Origin of the sequence: Paenibacillus sp. FSL R7-0345 (assembly GCF_038595055.1) — a bacterium.
In the GTDB taxonomy this organism is placed as follows: domain Bacteria; phylum Bacillota; class Bacilli; order Paenibacillales; family Paenibacillaceae; genus Paenibacillus_AQ.
In genome coordinates this window covers 6,554,299-6,579,985 of the sequence record NZ_CP152002.1, presented here as the reverse complement: position 1 = coordinate 6,579,985, position 25,687 = coordinate 6,554,299, and the positions used below count along the sequence as shown (strand labels likewise).

The 25,687-nt window shown below is 56.4% G+C and carries 19 protein-coding genes; 14 read left to right on the top strand and 5 right to left on the bottom strand.

Going from position 1 to position 25,687, the window contains the following annotated elements; translation table 11 throughout:
- Window positions 1-38: 38 nt before the first annotated feature.
- Window positions 39-1,544: a PLP-dependent aminotransferase family protein gene (locus NST84_RS28535; RefSeq protein WP_342563380.1), complete on the bottom strand. Its 1,506-nt coding sequence runs from the start codon at window positions 1,542-1,544 to the stop codon at window positions 39-41.
- 197 nt (window positions 1,545-1,741) lie between these two features.
- On the opposite strand from NST84_RS28535, the gene NST84_RS28530 reads away from it, so the two are divergent.
- Window positions 1,742-2,359: a LysE/ArgO family amino acid transporter gene (locus tag NST84_RS28530; RefSeq protein WP_342563379.1), complete on the top strand. Its 618-nt coding sequence runs from the start codon at window positions 1,742-1,744 to the stop codon at window positions 2,357-2,359.
- Between the two features lie 88 nt (window positions 2,360-2,447).
- Here the strand turns inward: NST84_RS28530 and moaA are convergent, their stop codons facing one another.
- A complete protein-coding gene (moaA, locus tag NST84_RS28525) occupies window positions 2,448-3,449 on the bottom strand; it encodes a GTP 3',8-cyclase MoaA (RefSeq protein WP_342563378.1) in 1,002 nt (333 codons plus the stop codon).
- Between the two features lie 321 nt (window positions 3,450-3,770).
- Between moaA and NST84_RS28520 the strand changes: the two genes are divergently transcribed.
- Complete coding sequence (locus tag NST84_RS28520) at window positions 3,771-4,469, top strand: molecular chaperone TorD family protein (protein WP_342563377.1); 699 nt, start codon at window positions 3,771-3,773, stop codon at window positions 4,467-4,469.
- 494 nt (window positions 4,470-4,963) lie between these two features.
- Here NST84_RS28520 and NST84_RS28515 read toward each other — a convergent pair whose 3' ends face one another.
- Together NST84_RS28515 and NST84_RS28510 are read right to left on the bottom strand one after the other, a co-directional pair.
- Window positions 4,964-8,131, bottom strand: a complete 3,168-nt coding sequence (locus NST84_RS28515; protein WP_342563376.1) for an efflux RND transporter permease subunit — start codon at window positions 8,129-8,131, stop codon at window positions 4,964-4,966.
- Between the two features lie 3 nt (window positions 8,132-8,134).
- Window positions 8,135-9,070, bottom strand: a complete 936-nt coding sequence (locus NST84_RS28510; RefSeq protein WP_342563375.1) for a TetR/AcrR family transcriptional regulator — start codon at window positions 9,068-9,070, stop codon at window positions 8,135-8,137.
- A gap of 229 nt (window positions 9,071-9,299) precedes the next feature.
- Here NST84_RS28510 and cls point away from each other — a divergent pair, with 229 nt between their 5' ends.
- Window positions 9,300-10,808: a cardiolipin synthase gene (cls, locus tag NST84_RS28505; protein ID WP_342563374.1), complete on the top strand. Its 1,509-nt coding sequence runs from the start codon at window positions 9,300-9,302 to the stop codon at window positions 10,806-10,808.
- Window positions 10,809-10,901: 93 nt separating this feature from the next.
- On the opposite strand, the gene NST84_RS28500 is transcribed toward cls, so the two are convergent.
- A complete protein-coding gene (locus NST84_RS28500) occupies window positions 10,902-12,428 on the bottom strand; it encodes a phospholipase D family protein (RefSeq protein ID WP_342563373.1) in 1,527 nt (508 codons plus the stop codon).
- A 269-nt stretch (window positions 12,429-12,697) separates the two neighbouring features.
- On the opposite strand from NST84_RS28500, the gene NST84_RS28495 reads away from it, so the two are divergent.
- The 11 genes from NST84_RS28495 to ychF all read left to right on the top strand — a co-directional run bounded on the left by NST84_RS28495 (window position 12,698) and on the right by ychF (window position 25,532).
- The gene (locus NST84_RS28495; RefSeq protein ID WP_342563372.1) at window positions 12,698-13,615 is read left to right on the top strand and encodes a MerR family transcriptional regulator; all 918 of its coding nucleotides are present in this window, start codon (window positions 12,698-12,700) and stop codon (window positions 13,613-13,615) included.
- A 268-nt stretch (window positions 13,616-13,883) separates the two neighbouring features.
- A complete protein-coding gene (gene crtI, locus NST84_RS28490; protein ID WP_342563371.1) occupies window positions 13,884-15,431 on the top strand; it encodes a phytoene desaturase family protein in 1,548 nt (515 codons plus the stop codon).
- Window positions 15,428-16,942 carry a phytoene desaturase family protein gene (crtI, locus tag NST84_RS28485; protein ID WP_342563370.1) on the top strand — a complete coding sequence of 505 codons (1,515 nt, stop codon included), beginning with the start codon at window positions 15,428-15,430 and terminating at the stop codon, window positions 16,940-16,942. The genes crtI (NST84_RS28490) and crtI (NST84_RS28485) overlap by 4 nt, the downstream gene beginning before the upstream one ends.
- Window positions 16,939-17,817 (top strand): phytoene/squalene synthase family protein, encoded by an 879-nt coding sequence (locus NST84_RS28480; protein WP_342563369.1) that lies wholly within the window; start codon window positions 16,939-16,941, stop codon window positions 17,815-17,817. Before crtI (NST84_RS28485) ends, NST84_RS28480 begins: the two co-directional genes overlap by 4 nt.
- Window positions 17,818-18,603 (top strand): carotenoid biosynthesis protein, encoded by a 786-nt coding sequence (locus NST84_RS28475; protein ID WP_342563368.1) that lies wholly within the window; start codon window positions 17,818-17,820, stop codon window positions 18,601-18,603.
- Complete coding sequence (locus tag NST84_RS28470; RefSeq protein ID WP_342563367.1) at window positions 18,572-19,306, top strand: lysophospholipid acyltransferase family protein; 735 nt, start codon at window positions 18,572-18,574, stop codon at window positions 19,304-19,306. Before NST84_RS28475 ends, NST84_RS28470 begins: the two co-directional genes overlap by 32 nt.
- Window positions 19,303-20,484, top strand: coding sequence for a glycosyltransferase family 2 protein (locus tag NST84_RS28465; protein WP_342563366.1), 1,182 nt, complete (start codon window positions 19,303-19,305; stop codon window positions 20,482-20,484). Before NST84_RS28470 ends, NST84_RS28465 begins: the two co-directional genes overlap by 4 nt.
- Window positions 20,460-21,956, top strand: coding sequence for a phytoene desaturase family protein (gene crtI, locus NST84_RS28460; RefSeq protein ID WP_342563365.1), 1,497 nt, complete (start codon window positions 20,460-20,462; stop codon window positions 21,954-21,956). The genes NST84_RS28465 and crtI (NST84_RS28460) overlap by 25 nt, the downstream gene beginning before the upstream one ends.
- Before the next feature lie 132 nt (window positions 21,957-22,088).
- Window positions 22,089-23,216, top strand: a complete 1,128-nt coding sequence (fni, locus tag NST84_RS28455; RefSeq protein WP_342563364.1) for a type 2 isopentenyl-diphosphate Delta-isomerase — start codon at window positions 22,089-22,091, stop codon at window positions 23,214-23,216.
- A gap of 30 nt (window positions 23,217-23,246) precedes the next feature.
- Window positions 23,247-23,717, top strand: coding sequence for a GNAT family N-acetyltransferase (locus NST84_RS28450; RefSeq protein ID WP_342563363.1), 471 nt, complete (start codon window positions 23,247-23,249; stop codon window positions 23,715-23,717).
- 714 nt (window positions 23,718-24,431) lie between these two features.
- On the top strand, window positions 24,432-25,532 hold the full coding sequence (ychF, locus tag NST84_RS28445; protein ID WP_342563362.1) for a redox-regulated ATPase YchF: 1,101 nt from the start codon (window positions 24,432-24,434) through the stop codon (window positions 25,530-25,532).
- The last annotated feature ends 155 nt before the right edge of the window (window positions 25,533-25,687 follow it).

The following is a 25,687-nucleotide window of genomic DNA, read 5'->3' as shown; positions in this document are numbered from 1 at the left end:
CGTAGCTTATCATAGACGGTATCAAATGACAAATAATATTATTTGTCATTTGATACTTGTTTTATTATTGCAGCAAGTGCGGGTATTCCGCTGTGCATTTGTCCAGGCGTTGCATAGGAGTAAGAGAGCCGGAGATGCCGGCTGTCGCTCCGGTCATACAGATCGCCGGTGTTGAGCAGCAGCCCGGCCTGCCGGGCGGACTCGAACAGCCGGCGCAGCGGCAGCGGGCGGTGCAGGGACAACCAGATGTAGAAGCCGCCGGCAGGAACGCTCCAGGAGGCCAGCCTGCTGAAGTGGGTGTCCAGCAGCTGCAGCATAAGCGCGCGGCGTTCTCGCAGCCTGCCGCGCAGCAGCGTAAGATGCTCCTCGTGGTAGCCGCCGTCCAGCCACCGGGCGGCGGCCATTTGTGACAGGGAGCTTGCACCGTAATCGGTCTGCATTTTGATGTCGGCAAGCCGGCGGATGACCGCCTCCGGGCCGACGATCCAGCCGATCCGCAGGCCCGGGCTGGCTGCCTTGGAGAGTGTGCCCAGATGCAGCACTCTTTCTTCGCGGTCCAGCGCCTTCAGCGGCAGCGGCGGAGGAGCGTCCAGCCAAAGCTCCTGATAAGCTCCGTCCTCCAGAATGGGCAGTCCAAGCCCGCCGGAGACCGCCATCAGCTCCTGCCTCCGCTCCGCATCCATGACAATCCCGGTTGGGTTGTGGAAGCTGGGAATGGTATAGAGCATGGCAGCTTTGGTCCGCAGGGCCTCCGCCGCCAGCCGGCTGACTACTATGCCTCCTTCGTCCATCAGCAGGCCGCTGAATTTTACGCCTGCGGACTGAAAGGCATGAATGGAATACAGGTAGGAGGGCTTCTCCAGCAGGATTGTCGAGCTGCGCGGCAGCAGGCCGAGGGCAATCAGCTGCAGCCCCTGAAGCGCGCCGGAGGTGATCAGAATGGAGCCGGGATCGGCCTGAATCCCCTGCTTCAGCAGCTGGCGGCTGACAGCACTCCGTAGTCCGGGATTGCCGAGCGGCTCCTCATAGGATAAAGGCGGCAGCGGCCCGGCGGCGAGCTCTGCCAGCACACGGTTCATGGCTGTGCCGGGCAGCAGCTCAGGCGCGGGTTCACCGGTGCCGAGGCGGATCAGCCCCGGCTCAAATTCCAGCCGGTTGATGGCCTGCACAGCGGGCAGATTAGGATAGTGTGTGCCCTCTTCCAAATAATCCGTCCAGCTGCCGGGAGTTGTGCTGCTGTTACTGTGGCTGCCGGTGGCGGCAACCCGGGTTCCCCCGCCCCGTCTGCCCTCGATCAGCCCCTGCCCGGCAAGCGTCCCCAGTGCCGTCATCAGCGTGCTCCGGTTCACGCCGAGCAGGCGGCAGAGCTCACGCTGCGGGGCCAGCTTCATGCCCGGCGGCCAGGCGCCGCTGCTGATCCTTGCACTGAAGCATGCTGAGATTTGCAGGTGCAGCGGCAGAGGGGAAGCCGGATCGGGCCGCCAATCTTCATGGAAGTAAGCGGAGGCTTGCCAGCCGTCCGGCTGGCTGAAGTTAGAATTCAAAGGGCAGACTCCTTTTCTATGCTAAGCATGCTTATTGTATATGTCTCATCCCTTGGGGACACTTACCCGGAGTATATCATATTCCGCAGTCTGTTCTTAACTTGGCTGGTAGGCTGATTAAACTTTGGATGGTTACTGCAGGGACGGAAGCGTGTACGATAAGTGGGCATATGAATGGCGGAAAAGGGGAGTTTAGAATGACTGAGGCAATTGTACACGGAATGATTTTGGCTTTTGGACTGATATTACCGCTAGGGGTGCAAAACATATTTGTGTTTAACCAGGGGGCATTGCATTCGCGGTTCCGCAGTGTACTGCCGGTCATAGTAACAGCTGCGCTGTGTGATACGCTGCTGATTGCAGCTGCGGTCGGCGGTGTGTCGCTGTTGCTGCTTACACTGGACTGGCTGACTCCGGTAGTCTACGGTGCGGGTGTGCTGTTCCTTTTGTATATGGGCTGGCAGATATGGTCGGCAGCTCCGGCATCCGGGGATGCAAAGCAGCTCTCCACCAGAGGACAGATCGGCTATGCGCTGTCGGTGTCTCTGCTGAATCCGCATGCCCTGCTGGATACGGTTGGTGTGATCGGGACGGGCTCGCTCGGTTACGATGGGGCTGAACGCTGGGGGTTTGCGGCGGCTACAGCCGCGGTGTCCTGGCTGTGGTTCCTGGGTCTGGCAGCTGCAGGGAGAATACTGGGGCGGGCGGATACTTCAGGCAAGGCCATCCGGCTGCTGAACAGGGGATCTGCATTGCTGATCTGGGCTATGGCTGTTTATATGGGATTGCAGTTATGGGGAAGCATTCAGGCATAACATCCTCCGCATAGTAAGGTTTTAATTTAGAAAAACAGGGGTGTTCCTAATAGCCGTTACATGGCTTGTGGAATACCCCTGCTCGTTGTTAACCGCCGATCTGCGACATGCGCCGCTTGGTCGGGGTATGACTCTGCGCCTTTTTCTCCAAGGCCAGCGCCATCTCATGATTATGCGGCTTGTTGCCGAGCGCCCGGCGGAATAAGTCCTGCACGGCTGCCGGGTCCTGCACGAGCGGGCGCACATTGTATTCGTCCTCCCAGTACAGGCAGGCCTTGATGTGGCCGTCAGCCGTCAGCCTCAGCCGGTTGCAGTTGTCGCAGAAATGCTCGCTGACCGGATGGATCAGCCCGAAGGTACCCTGCGCTCCGGTAACACGCCGGTTCTGGGACGGGCCGTTGCCGAAGGGCAGCTCGGCTTCCTCGGTTGTCCAGCCAGCAGCAGTGCAGGCATCGATGACCGTCTCCAGCGGCAGGTAGGTCTGCCGCCAGGAATCACTTGCGCTGCCGATCGGCATGTATTCAATGAACCGCACGTTAAGCGGACTGTTCAAAGTAAGCGAGATGAAATCCTTGATCTCATCGTCGTTAATCCCCTTCATCAGGACAACGTTCAGCTTGATCGGGGAGAGGCCTGCCGCGTGGGCGGCTTCAATTCCCTTCAGCACCTTGGAGACATCGCCGCCGCGCGTGATCATCGAGAAGCGGTCCTGCTTCAGTGAATCAAGGCTGATATTGACCCGCGACAGCCCCGCCTGCTTCAGCAGGGCGGCTTTGGCAGGGAGCATCAGGCCGTTGGTAGTGAGCGATATATCATCAATGCCGGGGATGGCGGCAAGCATGGCGACAAGCTGCTCCAGATCCTTGCGGACCAGCGGCTCTCCGCCTGTGAGCCGCACCTTGCGCAGTCCGAGCGGCGCGAGTGCCTCTACTACGGCGGTAATTTCCTCATAGCTCATAATCTCGTCCTGCGGCTGGAATTGCATTCCTTCCGCGGGCATACAATAGATGCAGCGCAGGTTGCAGCGGTCTGTCACCGAAATGCGGAGATAGTCATGTAGTCGTCCAAAAGGGTCCGTCAGTGGTTCCATAGGCTCTTCCCTTCTTCGTGATGCAGTTTATATTAAATTTTAAAGATTACTTTTGTTCCCGTCAATAAAAGGACAACCTAATAATAGGGGACAGAAGCATAGACACGCAGCCTGAATTTGACAGAAGTGCGACAATTTATCCTAATGGTCATAGAATGCTCACCGAAGGCGCTTTACATGTTCGATATAATAAAGGTGCCTAGACAGAAGTCTTAAATTTTGAACTTTTGCGAAAGACACAGCTATGATACCGGAAGCGCAGCAGCAGATTTGCTGCCATAGAATAGGCGCCCGGTAAAACCAATAGGGAGGTTTTGCAAAATGACGATACCCACTGTTCCAGCGCTTGTTGTACCGGAGGTGTTCAGCCGCTGGCTGGACAGCCGCGGATTAATATATCAGATCCTGGTTGATTTTTACGGCCGCAAGCCGACGCTTTCACTCGTCGCTCAATGGAGGGCAAACCGGCAGATGATGAGTATTGCTGCCGAGATGACAGAGGGCGGACGGGAGCTGAAGCGCTACCTGTGCGGACAGGACCCGTCAGAGCTTCCGCAGATCTGCGAGAAGGAAAAGGCCGAATATATGAGGCTCCTGAACGACCGTACGGTAAGCCCGTTCGCCGCGCGGGAAGCCATTCAGCTCGGCCGCGAGAAGGAATTCTGCAATGAGCTCTCCGAGCTGTATGCTTCAGCAGGTATTGTGTTTAATAAGTGCAGCGGAGAAGCGGATGACCATATCTCGATTGAACTGGAGTTCATGGCCGTTATGCATGAACGGATGCTGTTCAACAGCTTCTCTGTCCGCAGGTCAATGGAAATGCTGGACATTCAGGAGCGCTTTCTGGAGGAGCATCTGCTGAAGTGGATTCCACAATTCTGCAGTCTGCTTAAGGAAGAGACTACCAGTCCTTTATATCTCGGCCTAAGCCATATGCTGGAGGAATTTCTGCCGCAGGATCTGCAGATGCTGCGGGCCTGGAAGGCTTCGCTGGAGAGCAGCGCCTCGTCGATGGCTTAAGATGGCGGGAATGCGATCTGAGCTATATTGAATGGAATATGCTTAACGCTGAAAAGGCGCCTTTCTGTTTAAGAAAGGCGCCTTTTGGCTTTGTTGTATGAAGGGGACACGCTGACGTTGAAGAGAGTCCTCTTTGTTTGTTTAACAATCCCTTTCAACAAATCCCGCAGAGTTAATTTCTGAACTAGATGGTCAACTTAACTGCACTTTGTACAACTAAACCTGCCCATTTTCCAGCACAGCCTCTGTTTAAGTGTACTTCGTACAACTAAACCACCTAATATTTCGGAATTGGGCTGATTCGGGCAAATTTAGCTGCACAGAATACACTTATATGACGCAAATGTTAATTTCGATGACTTTTAGCTGCACATTATACAGCTATTCAGCAACACGTAATGGTGGAGCGCAGAGTCAGGGTCGTTCATCACAGGCTGCTTCACATTTCTGCTTGTTGAACAAGCTACTTGTATGCCTATTCGCTCCCGGGCAGCTTACTCCTCTACCCGCTTCTTGCGGAATTTCATCAGGAACTCATAAACTACCGGCACGACCACGAGTGTCAGCAAGGTGGAGCTGACCAGACCGCCGATAACGGTCACGCCGAGTCCCTTGGAGATAATGCCGGCGCTGTTCTCAAGCCCGGTGACCAGCGGAAGAAGTGCGCCGATGGTGGCGAGTGCTGTCATCAGAATCGGGCGGAGACGGGTGCCGCCGGCTTCCAGCAAGGCCTGGCGTGTGGTCATTCCTTCATTTTCCTTATGGATGACACGGTCGATCAGTACGATCGCGTTGGTCACGACGATCCCGATCAGCATCAGCGCACCCATAAGTGCAGATACATTCAGCGTCTCTCCGGCCAGCAGCAGGGCGACGAGAGCGCCGATGACGGTGAACGGCAGGGAGAACAGGATCGCGAACGGTGCCAGACCGCCGCCGAAGGTGACGACAAGCACGAAGTATACGATGGCAATAGCAGCCGCCATAGCAATTCCAAGCTGGCCGAACGTTTCGTTGATCTGTTCAGTTACACCGCCAAAGGATACGGTAACTCCATCAGGGAGGTCGATGTCTTCGATTTTCTCTTTCACACCGTTGGAGGCGCTGTTGACGTCATTTGCAATAATGTCTGCAGTGACTTCAACGCTCATTTTGCCGTCGATCCGGGTGATTGAGTCCGGCGAGGTGCCTTTTTCAATCGTTGCGACCTGGCTGACCGGCACCGTAAACCCAAGCGGTGAGGTTAGCATCGCGTCTTCCATCTCCTGAATGCTGCTGTAAGTGGTTGTATCAGCTTCAATGTAGACGTTGTAGTTCTTGCCGTCCACTGCCACTTCAGTCAGCACCGGACGGGTATTGACCGGGCTAAGCTTCATGGCAAGCTGTCCGGCAGTCAGACCCAGCGAGCTGAGCTTGGCCTGATCGGCAACGATGGTGTATTGCTCATACGATTCGGAGAGGCTGGTTTCCCCGTCCTTGAAGTTTTTGGTGTCGGCATTCACAATACCGGCAATCTCGTCGGCCACCGGCTTCAATTGCTCAAGTGTGTCGCCAAAGACATTTACGGTCAGCGTATTGCCGCCGAGCCCGCCGCTAGCCATACCGGACATATCACCCCATACGCCGTCAGGCACTTCAGTGGTCAGGTTTTCAATCAGCTCTTCTTTTACCGTATCAAAATCAGGGGTGTCGCTGTCATAGGTAATGTAGAAAAGGCCGGAGTTATTAGAGCCCATTCCCATGAACCCGCCGCCTCCGATGGAATATTGCAGGTTTGATACATGCTCTTGGGCGAGAATGAATTTCTCTGCCTTCAGACCCTGCTCCTGCACGTCCTCAGCCGTTTGCCCGGCTTTCGGCGAGAAGGTCATGATTACGCTCTTGTCCTCCTGGGACGGCATGAAGCTGACCCCGATCGGCTTGATCAGGAACAAGCTGCCTGCAAGCAGCAGAACTGCGGCTCCAAAGGTAATCAGTTTATGGGAGAGACACCAGTCCAGAATTTTCTGATAGCCGGCAGCCATTTTGCCCGGCTTTTCTTCGTGTACCTTCTTGCCTTGCTTGAGGCCGCCCCGGAACAACGAGTGGGCCAATGCCGGCACCAGGGTGATAGCTACGATAAGCGATGCAATAAGGGAGAAGACCATAGTCAGGGCAAAAGGCAGGAACAGCTCGCCCACCATTCCGCTGACAAAGGCAAGCGGCAGGAATACGGCGATCGTAACGATCGTCGAAGACATGATCGGCACAAACATTTCGCGCGTAGCCGCGCTGATCAGCTCTCTGCCGCGCAGCTTCTCGCCGGAAAGCGACATGCGCCGGTAAATATTTTCGATAACAACAATCGAGTCATCGACTACCCGGCCTATGGCCACGGTCATCGCGCCCAGCGTCATCATGTTAAGGGTGATATCCATCTGGCGCAGACATAGTACAGCAATTAGCAGCGACAGTGGAATCGAGATAATGGAAATGATAGTGGAGCGGATGTTCCGCAGGAACAGCAGGATAATCACGACAGCGAACAGGGCGCCGAATAAAGCCTTCGACAGCATGGTGTGCACAGAATCCTCAATCGGCTTACCCTGATCGAGCAATACGGTCAGATCAAGCGAGCTGTACTGCTGCTTCAGCTCCTCAGTCTTGTCCTTTACGCTGTTTACAACCTCTACAGTGTTGGCATCATTGGCTTTCACGATCTGAATCCCGATCGATTCCTTGCCGTTCGTGCGGGAGATCGACTCTGATTTGCCGGTAACCTCAATGGAAGCAAGCTCTCCAAGCTTCACTGTCGGCAGCCCGGCGGCAGCTGCGGCACCTGGATTAACCGCGCCTGCACCTGCACCTGCAGCACCAGCTACATCTGCACCTGTAGCGCCCGCACCAGCCGCAGTACCTGCTCCGGAGGCTGCAGAAGGAACCAGCGGCACCGCCAGATTCTCAAGATCCTCGACCGTGCTGATGTTGCCGTCTACGACAACCGCCTTCTGCGATTTGTCCATTTCAAACAGGCCAAGCGGGACACGCAGGGACGAGGCCTGGACGATACCTTTTATTGTGTCTTCGGTCAGGCCGTATTGCTTCAGCTTCGCCTGGTCAAACTTGAGGGAGACTTCCTTCACATACTGGCCGGCGATCGACACAGACGCGACACCCTCGATATCCTCCAGGGCCGGCCGGATATCGTTCTCGGCTATACGGGTCAGCTCCTCAAGATCCGTTGACCCGTTATCAGTCAGGCTGAGCGAGATAACCGGCAGCGAGCTCAGGCTGAAGCGGGAGATCTGCGGCTTCTGGGCATCAGCCGGCAGGGTTACTTCATTTAGAGCCTCACGTACAGCCGCAGTTGCATTATCCAGATTGGTTCCGTAGTCGAACTCGATCTGGATGCTGGAGGCATTCTCCAGCGAGGAGGACGTAATGGTCTTAACGCCGTCCACATTGCGAAGCTTCTGCTCCAGCGGCTTGCTGACATCATTGACGACACCTTCAGGTGCAGCGCCGGGATAAATCGTAGTTACGCTAAGGTAAGGAATGCTGATATTCGGCAGTGTCTCCTGCTTCATTGTCAGACCGCTGTACAGTCCGGCAAATACGATAATGATCGTCAGGAGCCAAATCGCAAATTTGTTTTTGAGGGAAAATTGAATCAGGCTTTTCATAAGTTACGTTTCTGCTCCTCTCTCTTGTAAAAAACCGCATGAATTTGGAATGTAAGGCGAAACTAGCTTTTGCAGTGCTTCAAGCTCCCCATGTACAGCAGGATAAGACTGCAGGTTGGCGATCATTCCCCGGATAATAGCTTTGCGGGGCTCCGGCATCAGAAATTCGCTTTCCAGGATGGCGAGGGATTCCAGGCCGTCGTCTGCAGTCGGCTGGCCGGCAGGCGGAGCGCTGCTGAGTGTGGTCCGCATCTCCTTGATCAGCTGCAGCGGACTGCGGCGCCGGCTGTCCTCATGGCCGCTCAGCCAGCTCTCCAGCACGGCTGCGGCAATCAGCGGCTCCTGCCTGCCGGCAAGCAGGCCTTGTGCAACGATGTCGAGCAGATCGACCAGTTGATCAGCCATACGGGAGATCGATACCGGCGATTCCTGGCCAAAGATCAGCCGGATAAAGGCATGGATCATGCCGTCCGCGAACAGGAATAAATCACCTGTATACGGGAGGATTGCCGGGCCGTAGAGGATGGTGAGCTTGTTCTGGAACCAGAGTACGAGCGGCGCATTGGCCTTACGGATCCATTCCGGTATCTCGTCCCCGCTTCTTCCGGCGACCTCCTGAAACTGGCGCTGCAAAAACCCGCGCAGCTCGTGTACATGCGTGAGCAGAATCTCCACCTGGTTGCGCAGCTTTTCCCGCGGGTTACTGCGGCTGTTCTGTTCCTCCTGCTGCAGCGGATCATGGATCATCCGGAAGCAATGCATATAGATGCTGCGTTCCAGCTCCTCTTTGGATTTAAACACCAGGTAGAGGCTGCCTTTGGAAATCCCGCACAGCTCGGCAATTTCCTGCATGGAGGTGGAGGACGAGCCTTTTACCGCGAATAGCTGCATAGCCGTCTTGATAATCAGTTCCTGTCTGGTTGCGTTTTTATCAGCCACAAGCAGTATAACCCCCCTTCTGACTGAATGGTTCTACAATTGACTGCATGGTCAGAAAGATTATAGTATAGATTCCGGGCCATTACAAACCGCGCTCCGGCAAAGGCGGGAGAGGTGGTTTTAAATTGTTTTTTACAAAGTATTTCATATAGGAAGTAACCGAATCTTCAGGTAATATATAGATGGGAAATTCAAGTGTTGAAAGGTTGAACAAGAGAGTAGGTTGCCTATGAGAAGAGGATTGCAGGCTCTGGTCATTATTGCGGCATTGCTGGCATTTTATTATTTCGGCTTCGGTGTTTTCGGCAGTACGGCGGGGACCATTATCAGTATCTTTTCCACGCTGACGGTGATTTCCATCGGCCTCGGTATCTTTATGGAGAACCGTAACCCCTCCACTACGATGGCCTGGATTCTGCTGCTGGCGCTTATTCCGGTGCTGGGGCTGGTCTTTTATTTTCTGTTCGGACAGAACGTCTTTAAACGGCGCAAGTATGATAAAAAAGCACAGCGTGACCTGATGGCCTACGAGCGGATTGAGAATGATGCGCTGCATACATACCAGGACTGGTCCATATTTGATTCCACCCGCCAAAAGCTGCTCGGGCTGTCCCAGCGGCTGGCGCGCACGCCGGTTTCGTTCAGCTCGGAGACGCGGATTCTGACCAACGGGGAAGAGACGTTCGGCACACTGCTGCTGGAGCTGCGGCAGGCGCAGCATCATATCCATATGGAGTATTACATCTTCCGGGCTGACCACATCGGGACGCGGATTCAGCAGATTCTGATTGAGAAGGCCCGTGCCGGTGTCGTTGTCAGATTTATGTACGACGCGGTGGGGAGCATGCAGCTCTCCAAGGCTTTTTTGAAGGAAATGACGGATGCAGGGGTGAGGGTGGCGGCTTACGGCAATTCCACCTCTTTCTTCTCCAGCCGCGTTAACTACCGCAACCACCGCAAAATCGTTGTCATCGACGGGGATGTTGGCTTTATGGGCGGGCTTAACGTCGGGGATGAATACCTCAGCCGCAGCAAAACATACGGCTTCTGGCGCGATACCCACATGCTGCTGCGGGGCGAGGCGGTGCGGACGATGCAGATTATTTTTCTGCAGGACTGGATGCATACCACCGGTGAGTCGATTCTGGAGCAGGATTATCTCTCGCCGCAGCTGCGGTTTACGAACGGGGACGGGGCTGTGCAGATTATTGCCAGCGGGCCGGACAATGAGCGCCGCGCGCTGAAGAACATCTTTTTCTCGATGATTACCTCTGCGGAAACATCGGTCTGGATCGCCAGCCCCTACTTTATCCCGGATGAGGACATTCTGACTGCACTGCGGGTAGCCGCCATGTCCGGGCTTGATGTGCGCCTGCTGTTCCCGGCCAAGCCGGACAAATGGCTGCCTTTTCTGGCCTCGCATTCCTATTTTCCGGCGCTGCTGGAGTCCGGTGTGAAGATTTACGAATACGAAAAAGGCTTTATTCACTCCAAGCTGCTCATCATCGACGGGGAAGTGGCCACGATCGGCACAGCGAATATGGATATGCGCAGCTTCCACCTGAATTTTGAGGTGAATGCGCTGCTCCTGCAGACGGAAAGTGTGGCCCGCATTGTGGCTGACTTTGAGCGTGACCTGCTGTCCACCCGCCAGATTGTACATGAGGCCTTTATGAACAAGCGGCTGCTGGAACGGCTGCTGGAATCGGCGGCCCGGCTGATGTCGCCGCTGCTGTAAGCAGGACGGAGAACGCCGTATCGGGGACAAGCACGGGCCAATACAAAAACCGCCGGAAGAAGCGATCCAGGCTTCCCGGCGGTTTTTTGCTGCTTAAAAAGTAGTAAAGCCCAGCCTGGTCTGCATCCGGAACAGAATGTATTTCAGCCAGGTCACTTCACTCTGGTACTCCTCAAGAGGCACGCTGTACTCGGCGCCTTCGTTATTCCACAGCCGGCTGAAGTAGCCGGTCATCTCTGTATACAGCGGCTGGTCCTGCGGCACGGACACCCACAGATTATTTTCCAGGTTATAATCATCCAGATTGCGGGTTGTGAAATTCGTCGAGCCGCCCAGCACAATAGAGCTGCCGGAAGCCTTGGCAATGAACATCAGCTTGGTATGATACTGCTCCTTGCCAGTGTTATACCAGCGGATTTCGATCTTCCCGCCGGAACGCTTATTCAGGTTCATGGCTACAGGGCGGTTGGGGATGCCGATTTTGTCGCGGCCGAAGGCGTTCTGGTTCGGATCGAGCAGCAGCCGCACCTCTGCACCACGCTCTGCTGCCTTCAGCAGCTCCCGGATGACGGCATCATCGGCCAGATAGAACATGCCCATCCAGATGGTGTCGCCCGCTCCTGCGCTGCGGATACCTTCCAGCGTGTATTTGTAGACTTTGCCTTCCGTCAGATAGCGGATGTCCAGCGGACCTTCCTTGGCCTGCGTACCCTCGGGCGTTCTGTCCAGCAGCGGGCCTGCACCGGAGAGGTTGGCCGCCGCCTGCTCGGTGCGCAGAATGTCGGTAATCACCGGACCCTGTACCTCCAGCGCAATGTTGGAATGATAGGCGCTCGGATCATGCACATTGCCTGATGATATAAGCGCTGTATTTTCGCTGACCACGACCTTGCGGTGATTGGCTTTTACATTCAACAGCTTCAGATAAGAACGGGCAGTAATATCGGGCCCGCCGCTGGCCATCAGATTGGGAATCCAGCCGCTGCCGGACTGCCCGAACCACTGGATGAAGGTGCGCCATACTGCAGAGTAAGCAGGCGTCGAATCGCGGAGCTTGTCTGTATCGGTGATAACCACCTTGATGCCGGCAGACTTCATCTCCTCCAGCAGATGATTGGGAGCCGAGCCGTAGTTCGTATTAACCTCATCGGTAATAAAAACAATTTCCATCTCCGGATAAGCGGCCTTATGGGCAATAAGCTTATCTGTAAGCTCACGGCTGACTGCCGGGAACTGCTGGTCTTTATGGGTATAATCATTGAACAGGAACAGATCAATAACAAGAAATTGCCTGGACTCCCCGATAATCTGCAAAATCCTCGGCAGAATCTGCTCCTCCCGTGCCCCGTCCGTGCTGCCGTCCTGATAAGTCAGATCATGCCAGAACTGAACGTCATTAACCTTATACACCGGGCTTTCGTAGGAAATGCCAGGCGGCAGGGGCTTGTGCGTCTGGTAGAGCATGACACCGGCCAGCCAAAGAATAAGCAGCAGGATCACTGCCGATACTTTACGGCGGAGCGTCCATTTTTGCCTGGAGGAGGCAGTGGAAGGTGCGCTTATGGAATTGCTGAATTGATAAAGCCGTTCCGGTGTGCCGGGTTGCTTGCTTGAATTCATGGAAGGATCCTCCTGAGTCTGCTCCTGGTATTGTAACTACCTATTACCGCCCCGGAAGGACAAGTGAAGCAGCTGTATCCAAAAAGCCTGAACGTGTATTTTTTGCCGGAGCATGGCAGGTTTATTCGCCGGCACTCACAGCTCCTGCTGTTAGCTGCATCTGATGACATAATACAGGTACGACTGTATAATGAGTGTAAATGATTTGTATAAGGTTTGAATTTTTAAATATTATGTAACGGTTTACGGGAAAGAGAGTGGGGTGCAACGTGTACTCGATCAAACAGGTCGTCGAAATGCTGGACATACCGTCTGTCACATTGAGAGCCTGGGAAACCAGGTATCAGGCGGTTACACCTGAGCGGACGGAATCCGGCTACAGGCTGTACACCCAGGACAATATTGAAGACCTGCGCTGGCTGAAGGAGCAGACAGAGAAGCAGGGGATCAGTATTTCACATGCGGTCCGGCTGCTGAAAGCCCGTAAGGAGGGTCCGGCGGGAGAAAGCCCGGCAGGGGGCGACGGGACGTCCCGGGAAGCCTTCACGAAGATGAGGCAGCAGATTTATACAGCGCTGCTGGAATTTCAGGGCGAGCGGGCGAATGCGCTGATTGATTTCGGCTTCTCCATGTACGGGTATGAGGCGATGTTCCATCAGGTGCTTGTACCGGTTCTGGTCAGGGTTGGCGATGCCTGGGAAGAAGGCACGGCGACAGTGGCGCAGGAGCATTACATGACGCATATGGTCTCCAACCGCTTCTATCAGTTTTTCCATCTGTTCCCGGTGTATGCCCATTTGCCGAAAGTGCTGGCCTTTTGTCCGGAGGGAGAGCATCATCAGGTCGGCCTGCTGCTGTTTTCGCTTTTCCTGCGCAAAAACGGGGTCGAAGTGGTCTATCTCGGTGCCAATACGCCGGAGGCCGGGATTATAGCCATGCTGGAAACGCAGAGCCGGATCGGGGCTGTCTGCATGTCGGTTACCGACAAGGAGCTGCTGCCCTACTGTGAAGAGCTGATTGCACGCTTGAAAACGGTACGGACGGACATGCGGTTTATACTGGGAGGCAAGGCCTATGAAGAGACGGGAGTGCCTGTTCCGGAAGGTGCTGAAGTGATATCGGGTCCTCCCGGACGCTGGCAGGAATGGTTTGATTTTTCATTTACGGCACTCAGGAATCAGCGCTGAACAAGAACTTGCAAAAACCCTTCTGAATCACCTGCAGGTGAAGCGGAAGGGCTTTTTGTGCATTTTTTATCCGGGAAAATGAAAATCAGTTTCCTTAATTTTAAATAATCCTGTTTTTTCCGGTAAACCGGGTTAAGGGTAGCTGTTTACAGGGGTAAATAAAGTATGTATGATATTTGTATCACCAATGTATAGTTTTTGTATAATGTTTGCGCAAATAACGATGTATACGAGAAATAAAAACCAAGTGGATTAGGGAGTGGGACTGATGACTGGAAAAAGCGCCGCAAAGGTTGCGGTGGTCGGTGCCGGCCCGGGAGGTCTGGCTGCCGCCATGCTTCTGGCCGCAAAGGGCTATGAGGTAGAGGTCTTTGAGAAGCAGGATACGGTCGGCGGAAGATCGGGCGAGCTCCGGCTGGGTGAATACCGTTTTGACCGCGGGGCCACCTTTCTGATGATGCCGCATCTGCTGGAGGAGCTGTTTACGATGGCAGGACGCTCCCTGCACAGCTATGTCTCCATGAAGGAGCTTAACCCGCTGTACTCCCTGCACTTCGGGGAGACCGTGTTCCGGCCGTCTACCGACCAGGAGCAGACCGCAGCGGAGATTGAACGGCTGTTTCCGGGGAACGGGGCCGGTTACCGCCGGTTTATGGCTGATGAGGACGATAAGTTTGCCAGGGTTATGCCGCTGCTGCAGCGCCCCTTTCAGTCACCTGCAGATTACATAAAAAGAGATGTGCTGCACGCGCTGCCTAAGCTGCACGCGACCGATACGGTGTACAACCGGCTCTCCAAGTATTTTGATGATGAACGGCTGCGTTACGCCTTCACCTTTCAGGCCAAATACCTCGGGATGTCGCCCTGGGAATGTCCCGGCACGTTCACGATTCTGTCTTACCTGGAGCACCGTTACGGCCTGTATCATCCTGAAGGCGGTATTAATAAGGTGCTGGAGGCTATGGCGGATGTTATTAAGGAGCATGGCGGGCGGATCCATACTTCAAGTGCAGTGAAGCGGATACTGGTTAATAACCGGCAAGCCTCGGGCCTGCTGCTGGAGGACGGGGAAAAGGTGCACGCCGATTACGTTGTGCTCGGAGCTGACTTCGGGACAGCAGTAACCCAGCTGTTCGAGCCGGGCCTGCTCAAAAAATATACACCGGTCAAGATGGCGCGCAAGCGTTATTCCTGCTCTACCGCGATGCTGTATCTCGGGGTGGACGGCGCCGTTGACCTGGCGCATCATTCTGTTCATTTCTCGGGAGATTACCGCCGTAATGTTGATGAAATTACACGGCAGGGCGTCCTCTCGGCTGACCCGTCCATTTATATACACAATCCTTCGGTTATTGACTCTACCCTGGCTCCGGCCGGCAAATCGTCGCTGTATGTGCTGATGCCTGTTCCCAATCTGCAGGCCGGTATTGACTGGCGGCAGGAGGGATCGGCTGTGAGGGCGCAGTTGATGGAGCGGCTGGAGCAGATTCCGCAGCTTGCCGGCCTGTCTTCCCGGGTGGAGGAGAGCAAATTCTTCTCGCCGCTGGACTGGCGGGACACTCTGGATGTATATAACGGCGCAACCTTCAACCTGGCCCATAACCTCGGCCAGATGATGTACCTGCGCCCGCACAATACCTTCCAGGAGGTGTCCGGCATCTGGCTGGTCGGCGGCGGGACGCATCCGGGCAGCGGGCTGCCGACGATCTTTGAGTCGGCGAAGATCAGCGCGCGCCTGCTTGAGGAGCATGACCGGGCTGCCCGCAGCCGGTCAGTTGCCGTTGCGGGGACAGCGGGCAGCGGGGTGCCGCTGTGAGCCGCGTAGCTATCGTCGGCGGCGGCATCGGCGGGCTGACCGCGGCGCTGCTGTTAAGCCGCCAAGGGCAGCAGGTTGCTATCTATGAGCGTGCCGGCAGGGTCGGCGGGCGGGTCGCTTTTGAAGAGGAGGGGCCGTACCGGATTGACCAGGGGCCGACGATTGTACTGCTGCCGGAGATGCTGAACGGCATTCTGGAGGAAGGTGGGCTTCCGCCCGGCAGTCTGGAGCTGCTGCGCTGCGATCCGCTTTGCCGGATTCACTTCCGGAGCGGGCGTGTGCTGACCAAGGTGGCGGGCCTGGAGGAGCAGGCAGCGGAGATTGAACGTGAATTCCCCGGAGAGGGCAGCGGCTTCCTCCGGTTTATGGGCGATATGGCCGGACTGTTCCCCCGGGGCAAGGCTTCCTTCCTGGAGCAGCCGTTCCACCGGCGGCGTGAGTTCTTCAGTCCGGCGAATCTGCGGCTGATGAGCCGTCTGCGTGCCTACCGCAGCCTGCGGTCGGCGGTCGGCAGCTATTTCCGCAGCGAGGAGCTGCGGGATGCCTTTTCCCTGCAGAGCCTGTATATTGGCGGAGCCCCGTTCCGCACCCCGGGCATATACACGATGCTGCCGTATGCGGAGAGCGCGTTCGGCATCTGGATGCTGAAGGGCGGCTACGGTAAGCTCCCGCAGATTCTCTCCCGCGAGCTGCTCAGCCGCGGGGTTGAGATTCATACCGGCACAGAGGTTGAGGGCCTGACCGTTGAAGATGGACGGTGCACCGGACTTACAGCCGGCGGCGTCAAGCATTCGTATGATGCTGTGCTCTACAACGGTGAGTTCCCGCAGCTGGAAGGGCTGCTGCCGGCTGAGCTGTTCGCCGGGAGTACAGACCCGGGGAACGGGGCAGTGAAGGTCAGCTCCGGTGCTGGAGGCCGGATCAAGCGCGGCCGGTATAAGCCCTCCTCAGGTTGTGTGCTGATCTATGCCGGTGCTGACCGGCGCTGGCCGGAATCCCAGACGCATCAGTTTTTCCTGCCGGACAGCCTGAACGACAACCTGCGTGAGTTGTTTGACCAGGGCAGAATTTCAGAGCTGCCCTCCTATTATGTATTTAATCCGGCGGCGCTTGACGACAGTGCGGCCCCGCCGGGGGAAAGCGCTCTTTACTTCCTGATTCCCGTGCCTGCTGATCCGGGGCTGGACTGGGAGGCGATTGCAGAGCCTTTGGCGGAACGTGTCCTGGATGATGCGGAGCAGAGAGGCTTTCCGGGCCTGAAGGCCAGTCTGCGGTGGAAGACAATCCGTACCCCTGCGGATGCGCAGAAGGATGGCTTGTACGGCGGCGGCAGCTTCGGCATTGCTCCGGTGCTCAGCCAGCTGGGTGTATTCCGGCCACAGCCCCGGCCTTACCCGATTAAAGGTCTTTATGCTGCCGGCGCTTCCGTTCATCCCGGCGGCGGTGTGCCGATTGTTATGCAAGGAGCAAGGATGGCTGTCCATGAACTTATGAAGGAGATGAAACAATGATAAATGAGAGCATTATGCGTGAGTGTGAGGAACTGATGAAGAAGGGCTCTACCTCCTTTCATAAAGCGTTTGCCGGACTGCCGAGCCCGCGCCGGGAAGCGGTGCATGTCATCTATGCCTTCTGCCGGATTATTGACGACAGTGTAGATGAGCCCGAAAAGTCGCCATACACCATCCATGAGCTGCGCCGGCACTTTAAGCAGCTTGATGAAGCGGAAGGCCACTTTATCTGGCCGGCGCTGCGCTGGCTGTTCGCCAGCTTCCCGAAGCTTACAAGGGAACCGTTCCTGCTGCAGATGCAGGGCCAGCTGGGGGATTTGACGTTCACCCATTACGAGACCATGGAAGAGCTGGAAAGCTACTGCTACCTGGTAGCCGGCACTGTCGGCGAGATGCTGCTTCCGGTTCTGCGCGATGATTCGGATGAGGATGTGCAGGCAGCAGGCATTGCACTGGGTATCGGTATGCAGATTGTCAACATTATCCGCGATGTAGGCGAAGATCTGCGGCGGGGCAGGCGTTATATACCGCTTGCGCTTATGCAGAAGCACGGGTACACCCAGGAGGAGCTGGAGTCGGGGATCGTCGACCGGCGTTTCGTGAACGTGATCGAAGACCTCCGCCGGGAAGCGCTGGGCTGGTTCGAAAAGGGGCTTGCCCATGTGGAGACCTATCCGCCTGAGAGCGGTCTGGCGGTAGAGCTGGCGGCGGCATTTTATGCGGCTATTCTGGATTCGGTGGCTGAAGCCGGGTACGATGTATTCCGCAACAGGGCGTATGTCAGCGATGAAGCCAAGCTGCGGATGCTGGGCCGTACAGCGGCACGTTATGCCTCAAGGCTGGGCGGCAGAACCGCGAAGGCTGCGGTACTGTAGATGATCAGGACTGTATTTTGGATCTGGTATGCAATCGGGGCACTGCTGCTTATCTTTTTCACTGTGCCTCAGGGCCTGCAGTTTTCAAATGGACTTTTCCTGTTGTTTTATGCTGTTTATGCCGGAGAGCTTATCATCAAGGGATATGAACGCCCTTTTGTGGCCGACCGGTCAGTCATTTTTTCGGCGCAGCCTGATCCGGTCCGTTTCCTCATTTCTGCTGTGTTAATCTGGACCGGCGGAATGGCTGTGGAATGGTATGGCGTTCATACCGGTCATCTGTTCGGCAGTTACGGATACTCTGATATCCTCGGTCCGCTGCTGTACGGTGTGCCGGCCACTCTGGGCTTCGCCTGGATTGCAGTAGTCTGCAATGCCGTTCTGCTGGCCCGTGACTTCGGCCAGTCCGGCTGGCGGCTTATGGTGCTGCGGGCGGTGCAGGTCGGCTTCTGGACCGTTTTGCTGGACCTGGTGCTTGATCCTGTTGCCCATGCGCGGGGCTTCTGGAGCTGGGGAGACGGAGGCGGCTTCTACGGGGTACCTGTGAGTAACTTCATCGGTTGGCTGATTGCCGGCTCGCTGCTGTCGCTCTTTGTCCCTCCTGTCCGTTTAACCGGAAGGGCATTGCGGCGCGGCACCAGGCTTTATCAGGCGGTGATCCTTATGTTCGGCCTTGTCGGCCTGCGTGAAGGCCTTCCCCTGTGCATGGTCATCGCCGGTATTGGGGCCGTTCTGGCGGAGGGGAGCCTGCGCTATGCTCGAAGCAGCCAAATCCCGAAGCTTTGATGCGGTGTTCAGCCGCTATAATACCTCCTATCTGCTGCGCAGGCATTTCCGCTTTATCGGGCTCTCAGGTGACCTGCAGCCGGCTTCAGCCGGGAGCAGGCCGGTGCTGTACATCATGAACCACAGCTCCTGGTGGGACGGTCTGCTGGCCTATCATGCAGCAAGAATGCAGACCCGCCGCAGGCAGTATTTCATGATGGAGGAGGCGCAGCTGCGCAAATTTCAATTTTTCCGCCGTTTGGGTGCTTATTCAATCAACCGGGATGAGCCGGCGGATGTACGTGCCTCGCTGCGGTATACAGCCAGGCTGCTTGGTGAAGGCGGCAGCGTCTGGATGTACCCTGAGGGGGAGCTTCTGCCGCTTGAGCACCGCCCGCTGCAGCTTAAGGAAGGGGCTGCAGTTGTGCTGCGTCTGTGTCCGGATGCGGCGGTTGTACCTGTGACCCTGTATCACGGCTTGTTCTTCCATCCCAAGCCTGAGGCTACGCTGCTGGCAGGTGAACCGCTGCTGCAGCCGTGGAAGGAGCTGGACAGAAGCGGTATTTCAGCACTGCTGGCCTCTTGCCTGCAGGAGCAGCTGGACCGGCACCGCCAGCTGATTCTTGAGCATAAGGGACATATGCCTTCCTGCTTTACACCGCTGATCAAAACCGGCGGATCGGTTCATGAACGATATGACGCCTGGCGGAGGGGAAGCCGATGATTGCCGTACTGCAAGGAATTACAGCTATGGTTCTGCTGCAGCTGGCGTTTGCTGTGTGGAATGCTGCACGGCTTCCCGTGCTGGGGGCGCAGCGCAGGAATAAACAGGCAGAGCCAGCGGATGCACAGCACAGGAAAAAGCCGGCAAAGCCGGCTGGTACACAAGTACCCTCCCTGTCGGTGCTGATTCCGGCTCGCGATGAGGCGGCGAATATCACCGCCTGCCTGACCTCCGTGCTTGCCTGCAGCACCGCTGGACGCCATATTGAAATAATCGTGCTGGATGACCGGTCAGCCGACGGCACTGCTGAGCTTGCCGCAGCTGCCGGAGGCCCGCGGACGCAAGTGCTTGCAGGCGCAGAGCTGCCCGAAGGCTGGGCAGGTAAATGCCATGCCTGCGCCCAGCTGGCCGAAGCAGCCGGGGGAGAGTGGCTGCTGTTCCTTGATGCGGACATCCGCCTGCAGCCGCAGGCGCTTACAGCAGCATTAGCATCAGCAGCGGCGCAGGGCAGCGGCCTGATCACCGGCTTTCCGCGGCAGCTGACCGGCACCTGGCTGGAGCGTCTGGCGGTTCCGCTGATGGTGTTTACTATTGTCTGCCACCTGCCGGTTCCGCTCGTCCGCCGCTCCAGGGACCCGCGGTTTGTGGCCGCCCACGGCGGGTTCATGCTGATCCACCGGGACAGCTACACCCGCTGCGGCGGGCACAGCGGTATCCGGGGCCAGCTGGTGGACGATATGGCACTGGCCAGAGCGGTCAAGCTGGCCGGTGAACCGGTGACCCTGGCCGATATTACAGGGCATACAGAAATGCGGATGTATCACAATGCGGCAGAGGTCTGGAAGGGCTACCGCAAAAACATTTACGCCGGCCTCGGACGCAAACCGCTGCTGCTGCTGGGTGTACTGCTGTTTTATGCGCTTCTGTATGTATTCCCGGTGATTGCCTCAGTCGGGGCGCTGATCACCGGAGAAATGGAGGCTCTGGTCTGGGCGGCAGCCGCCATAGCCGGAGGGGCTGCCATAAAAAGAACGGCCGACCGTGCAGGCCGGCAGCCGGTCTGGTTCTGCCTGCTGCTGCCGGCAAGTATGGTCAGCCTGATTGCCATTGGAGCCGCATCCTGGCGCGGCGCTGTATCCGGCCAGGGCTATGAATGGAAAGGGAGGCGGTACCGTTGAACAAGCAGGCGGTTATTATCGGTGCCGGCTTCGGCAGCCTGTCCTGTGCAGTCACGCTGGCGGCAAAGGGCTGGAAGGTGACCGTGCTGGAGCGGCAGGCACAGCCTGGCGGCAAGCTGCAGCGTGTTACGGAGCAAGGGTATACCTTTGACAGGGGCCCGAGCACTATAACCATGCCGCATGTATTCCGCTCGCTCTACGAGCTTGCCGGCGCTGAGATGGAGGAGTACGTCGAGCTGTATGAGCTGGAGCCGCGGACACGGAATATTTTTGCAGACGGGCATACGGTCGACTTATCAGGGAACACGGCATTTATGCGTGAACAGATTGCAGCCTACTCTCCTCATGACGCTGACCGCTACAGGGAATTCATGGCCGAAGCTGAACTGCTGTACAGGCTGAGTGAAAAGCAGTTCCTCAACCGGCTGCTGCTCTCCTGGAAAGATAAGCTGTCCCTGCCGCTGGTACGGGACCTGCTGCGGGTCCGGCCGTTTCTAACTCTGCAGTCACTGCTTCAGCGCTATTTCAGACATCCCAATACACTTGCTATGCTGGGGCGTTATGCCACCTATGTGGGATCATCCCCCTACCAGTCTCCGGCGATCTTTGCGATGCTGGGCCATGTAGAGGCTAAACTTGGAGTATACGGGGTTAAAGGCGGTACATATAAGCTGGTGGAAGGGCTGGTGGCGCTGGCCCGGCGGCTGGGCGTCGAAATCATTACCGGAACAGAGGTTACAGGCATCGCTGTGGCTGGCGGAAGGGCCGAAGGGGTTGAGACTTCACGCGGCTTTTATCCGGCGCGGACTGTTATTGCCGGCGGGGATGTGCTCAGCGTCAGCCGCATGCTGCTGCCTGGATCTGCCAGAAGGACGATGAGTGACCGCAGGATCGCGCGCTATGAACCCTCGTTGTCTGGTCTGGTGACTCTTGCCGGTGTGAGGCAGAAATATGAGCAGCTGCTGCATCATACGGTATTTTTTCCGGAGCAGTATGAGCCTGAGTTCACAGACATTTTTGGCAAAAGACGCCCTCCGCAAAACCCGGCAGTATACGTATGCTATTCCGGTTACTCTGAGCCCGGCATGGCCCCGGAGGATGGCAGCAATCTGTTCATTCTGGCTAACGCCCCTTATTTGAACAGCGGCTGCGACTGGGCCGGAGAGGCGGAGGTATACGGGCGGCGGATCACAGAGACACTTAACGGCTTCGGGATTGGGGGACTGGAGCAGGCCGAGGTGCTTCAGCGTTATACCCCGCAAAATATTGCTGCCGACACTCTTGCCCATCAGGGCGCGATTTACGGCATCTCCTCCAATTCTGTCCGCCAGACCTTCTCCCGCCCGGCTAACCGTTCCCGGGATGTTCAGGGGCTGTGGTATGTGGGCGGAACGACGCATCCCGGGGGAGGGACACCGGTCGTATCCTTATCGGGACGGCTTGTAGGCGAGCATATTGCAGGTGAAAGCTAGGAGTGGCCTGCGTTTCTGTCAATTGCCGGACAGCGATGCTATAATGAAGCGTGCTCTTGGCAAAAGAGATGCCGGCCGGTCCGGCATTTTACGGTTTTGGATGTGCAGATCAGGAACAAGGGAGGAGACAGCATGGAACAATTGCCGTATAAGATTACACAATCCTCATCGGCTGAAGATGGCGGGGACCCGCAGCTGCCAGTCGCTGCCGGGGAGAAGTCCCTGCTGCCTTCCTCCACAACAGGGGAGCGCAAGCTGGAGCATGTACGGCTCTGTCTGAATGAGGACGTAGGCGGCAGCGGAATTACGACCGGGCTGGAAGATTACCGGTTTGTGCATAATGCGCTGCCTGAGCTGAATTTCGACGACATCTCACTGCGCACAGCCTTCCTGGGGCGTGAGCTTCAGACACCGCTGCTGATCAGCTCCATGACTGGCGGCAGCAAGGCAACTGGCGCGATTAATGCCAGACTGGCTGAAATCGCCGGTCGCCGGGGCTGGGCGCTTGGTGTCGGCTCTGTCCGGGCAGCCGTGGAGCGGGCGGAGCTGGCCGAGACGTTCCGTGTACGTGAGCGGGCGCCCGGCGTACCGATTATCGCCAATATCGGGGCCGTGCAGCTGTCCTACGGATTCGGTGTAGAGGAGTGCCGGCGGGCTGTTGAGATCGCCGGGGCTGACTGGCTTGTGCTGCATCTGAACGGGCTGCAGGAAGTGTTCCAGCCGGAAGGCAATACCGGATTCGCTTCCCTGCTTGCCGAAATCGAAAAAGTATGCCGGGCGCTGCCGGTACCAGTCGGCATCAAGGAGGTTGGCTGGGGCATCGACGGTGATACTGCGCTCAGGCTGTACAATGCCGGCGTGGCTTTCATCGATGTGGCCGGTGCAGGCGGCACCTCTTGGAGCCAGGTGGAGAAATTCCGCAGCACCGACCCTGTGCGGCGGGCAGCAGCGGAGGCATTCGCCGACTGGGGCATTCCGACAGCTGAATGCATCCGCGGGGTACGGACGGCCGCCCCGCACGGCGCGCTGATCGGCAGCGGCGGCCTGAAGCATGGCGTGGATGCCGCCAAAGCACTCGCACTCGGCGCTGATCTGGCCGGCTTCGGCCGCAGCCTGCTCGGGCCGGCGGTGGAGTCCGAGGAGGCGCTGGACCGGGCGCTGGCTCAGGTGGAGCTGGAGCTGCGGATTGCCATGTTCGGCATCGGCGCAGCCGATCTGTCAGCACTGCGGGGAACACCCCGTCTGCTGAAGCGCCAATAATTAATGAAGTATAAAGGAAGTGCTGGACACATGATTAAGCTGGTCAGGATGGACGAACCGACCTTTCAATTTTTTCTAAAGCAGTCAACCCGCGATTATGCGGAGGACAAAATAAGAATCGGAGCCTGGGAGCAGGACACCGCGATGCAGCTGTCTCAGGAAGAGATGAGCGGCTATCTGCCGCAGGGCTTGTACACCGAAGGTGCCTACTTATATTCCATTGTCGAGAACGCCGGCGATGACCAGGCCGGATACATCTGGTTTAACGTGGTTCAGGGCCGCCAGGGCAAGGAAGCTTTTATTTACGATTTTTATATCTTCGAGCCTTACCAGCGGAACGGATATGGAAGCATGGCGCTGACACTGCTGGATGAGGAGGCGCGCTCCATGGGAGTAACACGGATCGGCCTGCATGTCTTCGGTGATAATGACCGCGCCTTTAAGCTGTATCAGAAGATGGGCTACGGGATTACGGATATTACGATGTCCAAAAAGCTTTAACGGAGCTGGAAGTTGGACTTGGACTTGAAAGACTCCATAGGGGTCTTTTTTTGTCTATTTTGCAAAAGCTACTTTGCGCCTGTGCGGGTACGATCCCGGCCGGATGTGTTATAAACCACCGCAGCCAGCATGAGCTGCCAAAGGTTACGGGAGGAATAGCAGCTGTAATGGTTTAAAAGCCGCATGCCGGGGGATAGAGGAGTGTTCAGCTGAGTTACTCAGATAAGCTGCTGGTTGGATTGCCCCATTAAGTAACTGTATCCGCAGGTTGCGGCCGCCCTTCTTGATGCAACGGCTGGCCGGAAGCGCTAACGGACTGTACCGCTCTTATCTGCTCACAAACGACCACAACCAAGACAAAATTCCGTAAATAAGAGCGTTGGAGTCCGTTAGCGTGCCTCAAAGCGGATTTTGGCTCGAATAAGCGCATCTGAGTCCGTTAGAATTATGGGTCGGGCCAAGGGCAGGCGGAATGATGTGTTTTGCCGTATTTTCATACTGAAGAGCACACGCATCAGGGGAAAACGCACATTACTTCCTACACATACCATAGAAGCGGCTGTACAGTCTGCGTCCGGACCCCGCCTTTTTTCTGACACACCCCCCGGACATCCGCTGTTGCTGGCGGTTTTGTTCTAATATATAATGGTTTAGATCACAAGTCGGTAATTATGCGGTGGATCAATACAACCGAAAATAGGAGTTGTCATATAAATGGCTTTGAAAGCTGGTATCGTCGGATTGCCAAACGTTGGTAAATCTACATTGTTTAACGCAATTACACAAGCGGGTGCGGAATCCGCTAACTATCCTTTTTGCACCATTGACCCGAATGTCGGTGTCGTGGAAGTGCCGGACGAGCGTCTCGACAAGCTGACTGAGCTGGTGCAGCCGAACAAGACAGTTCCGACCGCTTTTGAATTTGTTGATATTGCCGGACTGGTACGCGGTGCGAGCAAAGGCGAAGGCCTGGGCAACAAGTTCCTCGCCCACATCCGTGAAGTGGATGCAATCGTGCATGTTGTCCGCTGCTTTGTGGATGAGAATGTAACCCACGTAGACGGTAAGGTTAATCCGATCAGCGACATCCAGACGATTAACCTGGAGCTGATTCTGGCTGACCTTGAAAGCGTGGAGAAGCGCATTGAGCGTTCCCGCAAAAACATCAAGGGCGGCGACAAGAAATACGCCCAGGAAGTTGAAGTGCTGGAGCGTGTGAAGGAAGCTTTGTACGAAGACAAACCGGCGCGCAGCCTGGAGCTGTCGGATGACGAGCGGCTGATCGTGCGCGATCTGCACCTGCTGACCCTGAAGCCGGTGCTGTATGCAGCTAACGTGGGCGAAGATGAAGTGGCAACTGCTGAGGAGAACCCGTACGTTAAGCAGGTCCGTGAATTTGCAGCTGCTGAGAATGCTGAAGTAGTGCCGATCAGTGCCAAGGTTGAGGCTGAAATTGCCGAGCTGGAAGGCGAAGACAAAGAAATGTTCCTCGAAGAGCTGGGTCTGCAGGAATCCGGTCTGAACCGTCTGATTAAAGCGGCTTATAAGCTGCTTGGTCTGTACACTTACTTCACTGCCGGTGTGCAGGAAGTCCGTGCCTGGACGATTCGCAAAGGAACCAAGGCGCCGGGCGCTGCCGGTGTTATCCATACCGACTTCGAACGCGGCTTTATCCGTGCCGAGGTTGTGGCCTACAACGACCTTCTCGCTGCAGGTTCAATGAACGGTGCCAAAGAACGCGGACAGCTGCGCCTCGAAGGCAAGGAATATCTGGTTCAGGACGGCGATGTTATGCATTTCCGTTTCAATGTGTAAATTGCACAGCTGCTAGCGCTTAAAGATAGGAAGCCATTTTTGCGGCGGGTATCCGCTGCTGAAATGGCTTCTTTTTGCAGGACCGTCGGAATAAATGACAAAGGGTTCTGCATACTATAGGGCGGCTGGAAACTTTTTTGCAAAGATATACGCAT

Bases quoted from the DNA above. Each gene is read 5' to 3' on its own strand.
- NST84_RS28530 (WP_342563379.1), top strand. From the start codon at position 1,742: ATGACTGAGGCAATTGTACACGGAATGATTTTGGCTTTTGGACTGATA.
- moaA (WP_342563378.1), bottom strand. From the start codon at position 3,449: ATGGAACCACTGACGGACCCTTTTGGACGACTACATGACTATCTCCGC.
- NST84_RS28520 (WP_342563377.1), top strand. From the start codon at position 3,771: ATGACGATACCCACTGTTCCAGCGCTTGTTGTACCGGAGGTGTTCAGC.
- NST84_RS28515 (WP_342563376.1), bottom strand. From the start codon at position 8,131: ATGAAAAGCCTGATTCAATTTTCCCTCAAAAACAAATTTGCGATTTGG.
- cls (WP_342563374.1), top strand. From the start codon at position 9,300: ATGAGAAGAGGATTGCAGGCTCTGGTCATTATTGCGGCATTGCTGGCA.
- NST84_RS28500 (WP_342563373.1), bottom strand. From the start codon at position 12,428: ATGAATTCAAGCAAGCAACCCGGCACACCGGAACGGCTTTATCAATTC.
- crtI (WP_342563371.1), top strand. From the start codon at position 13,884: ATGACTGGAAAAAGCGCCGCAAAGGTTGCGGTGGTCGGTGCCGGCCCG.
- NST84_RS28480 (WP_342563369.1), top strand. From the start codon at position 16,939: ATGATAAATGAGAGCATTATGCGTGAGTGTGAGGAACTGATGAAGAAG.
- NST84_RS28475 (WP_342563368.1), top strand. From the start codon at position 17,818: ATGATCAGGACTGTATTTTGGATCTGGTATGCAATCGGGGCACTGCTG.
- NST84_RS28470 (WP_342563367.1), top strand. From the start codon at position 18,572: ATGCTCGAAGCAGCCAAATCCCGAAGCTTTGATGCGGTGTTCAGCCGC.
- NST84_RS28465 (WP_342563366.1), top strand. From the start codon at position 19,303: ATGATTGCCGTACTGCAAGGAATTACAGCTATGGTTCTGCTGCAGCTG.
- crtI (WP_342563365.1), top strand. From the start codon at position 20,460: ATGGAAAGGGAGGCGGTACCGTTGAACAAGCAGGCGGTTATTATCGGT.
- fni (WP_342563364.1), top strand. From the start codon at position 22,089: ATGGAACAATTGCCGTATAAGATTACACAATCCTCATCGGCTGAAGAT.
- NST84_RS28450 (WP_342563363.1), top strand. From the start codon at position 23,247: ATGATTAAGCTGGTCAGGATGGACGAACCGACCTTTCAATTTTTTCTA.
- ychF (WP_342563362.1), top strand. From the start codon at position 24,432: ATGGCTTTGAAAGCTGGTATCGTCGGATTGCCAAACGTTGGTAAATCT.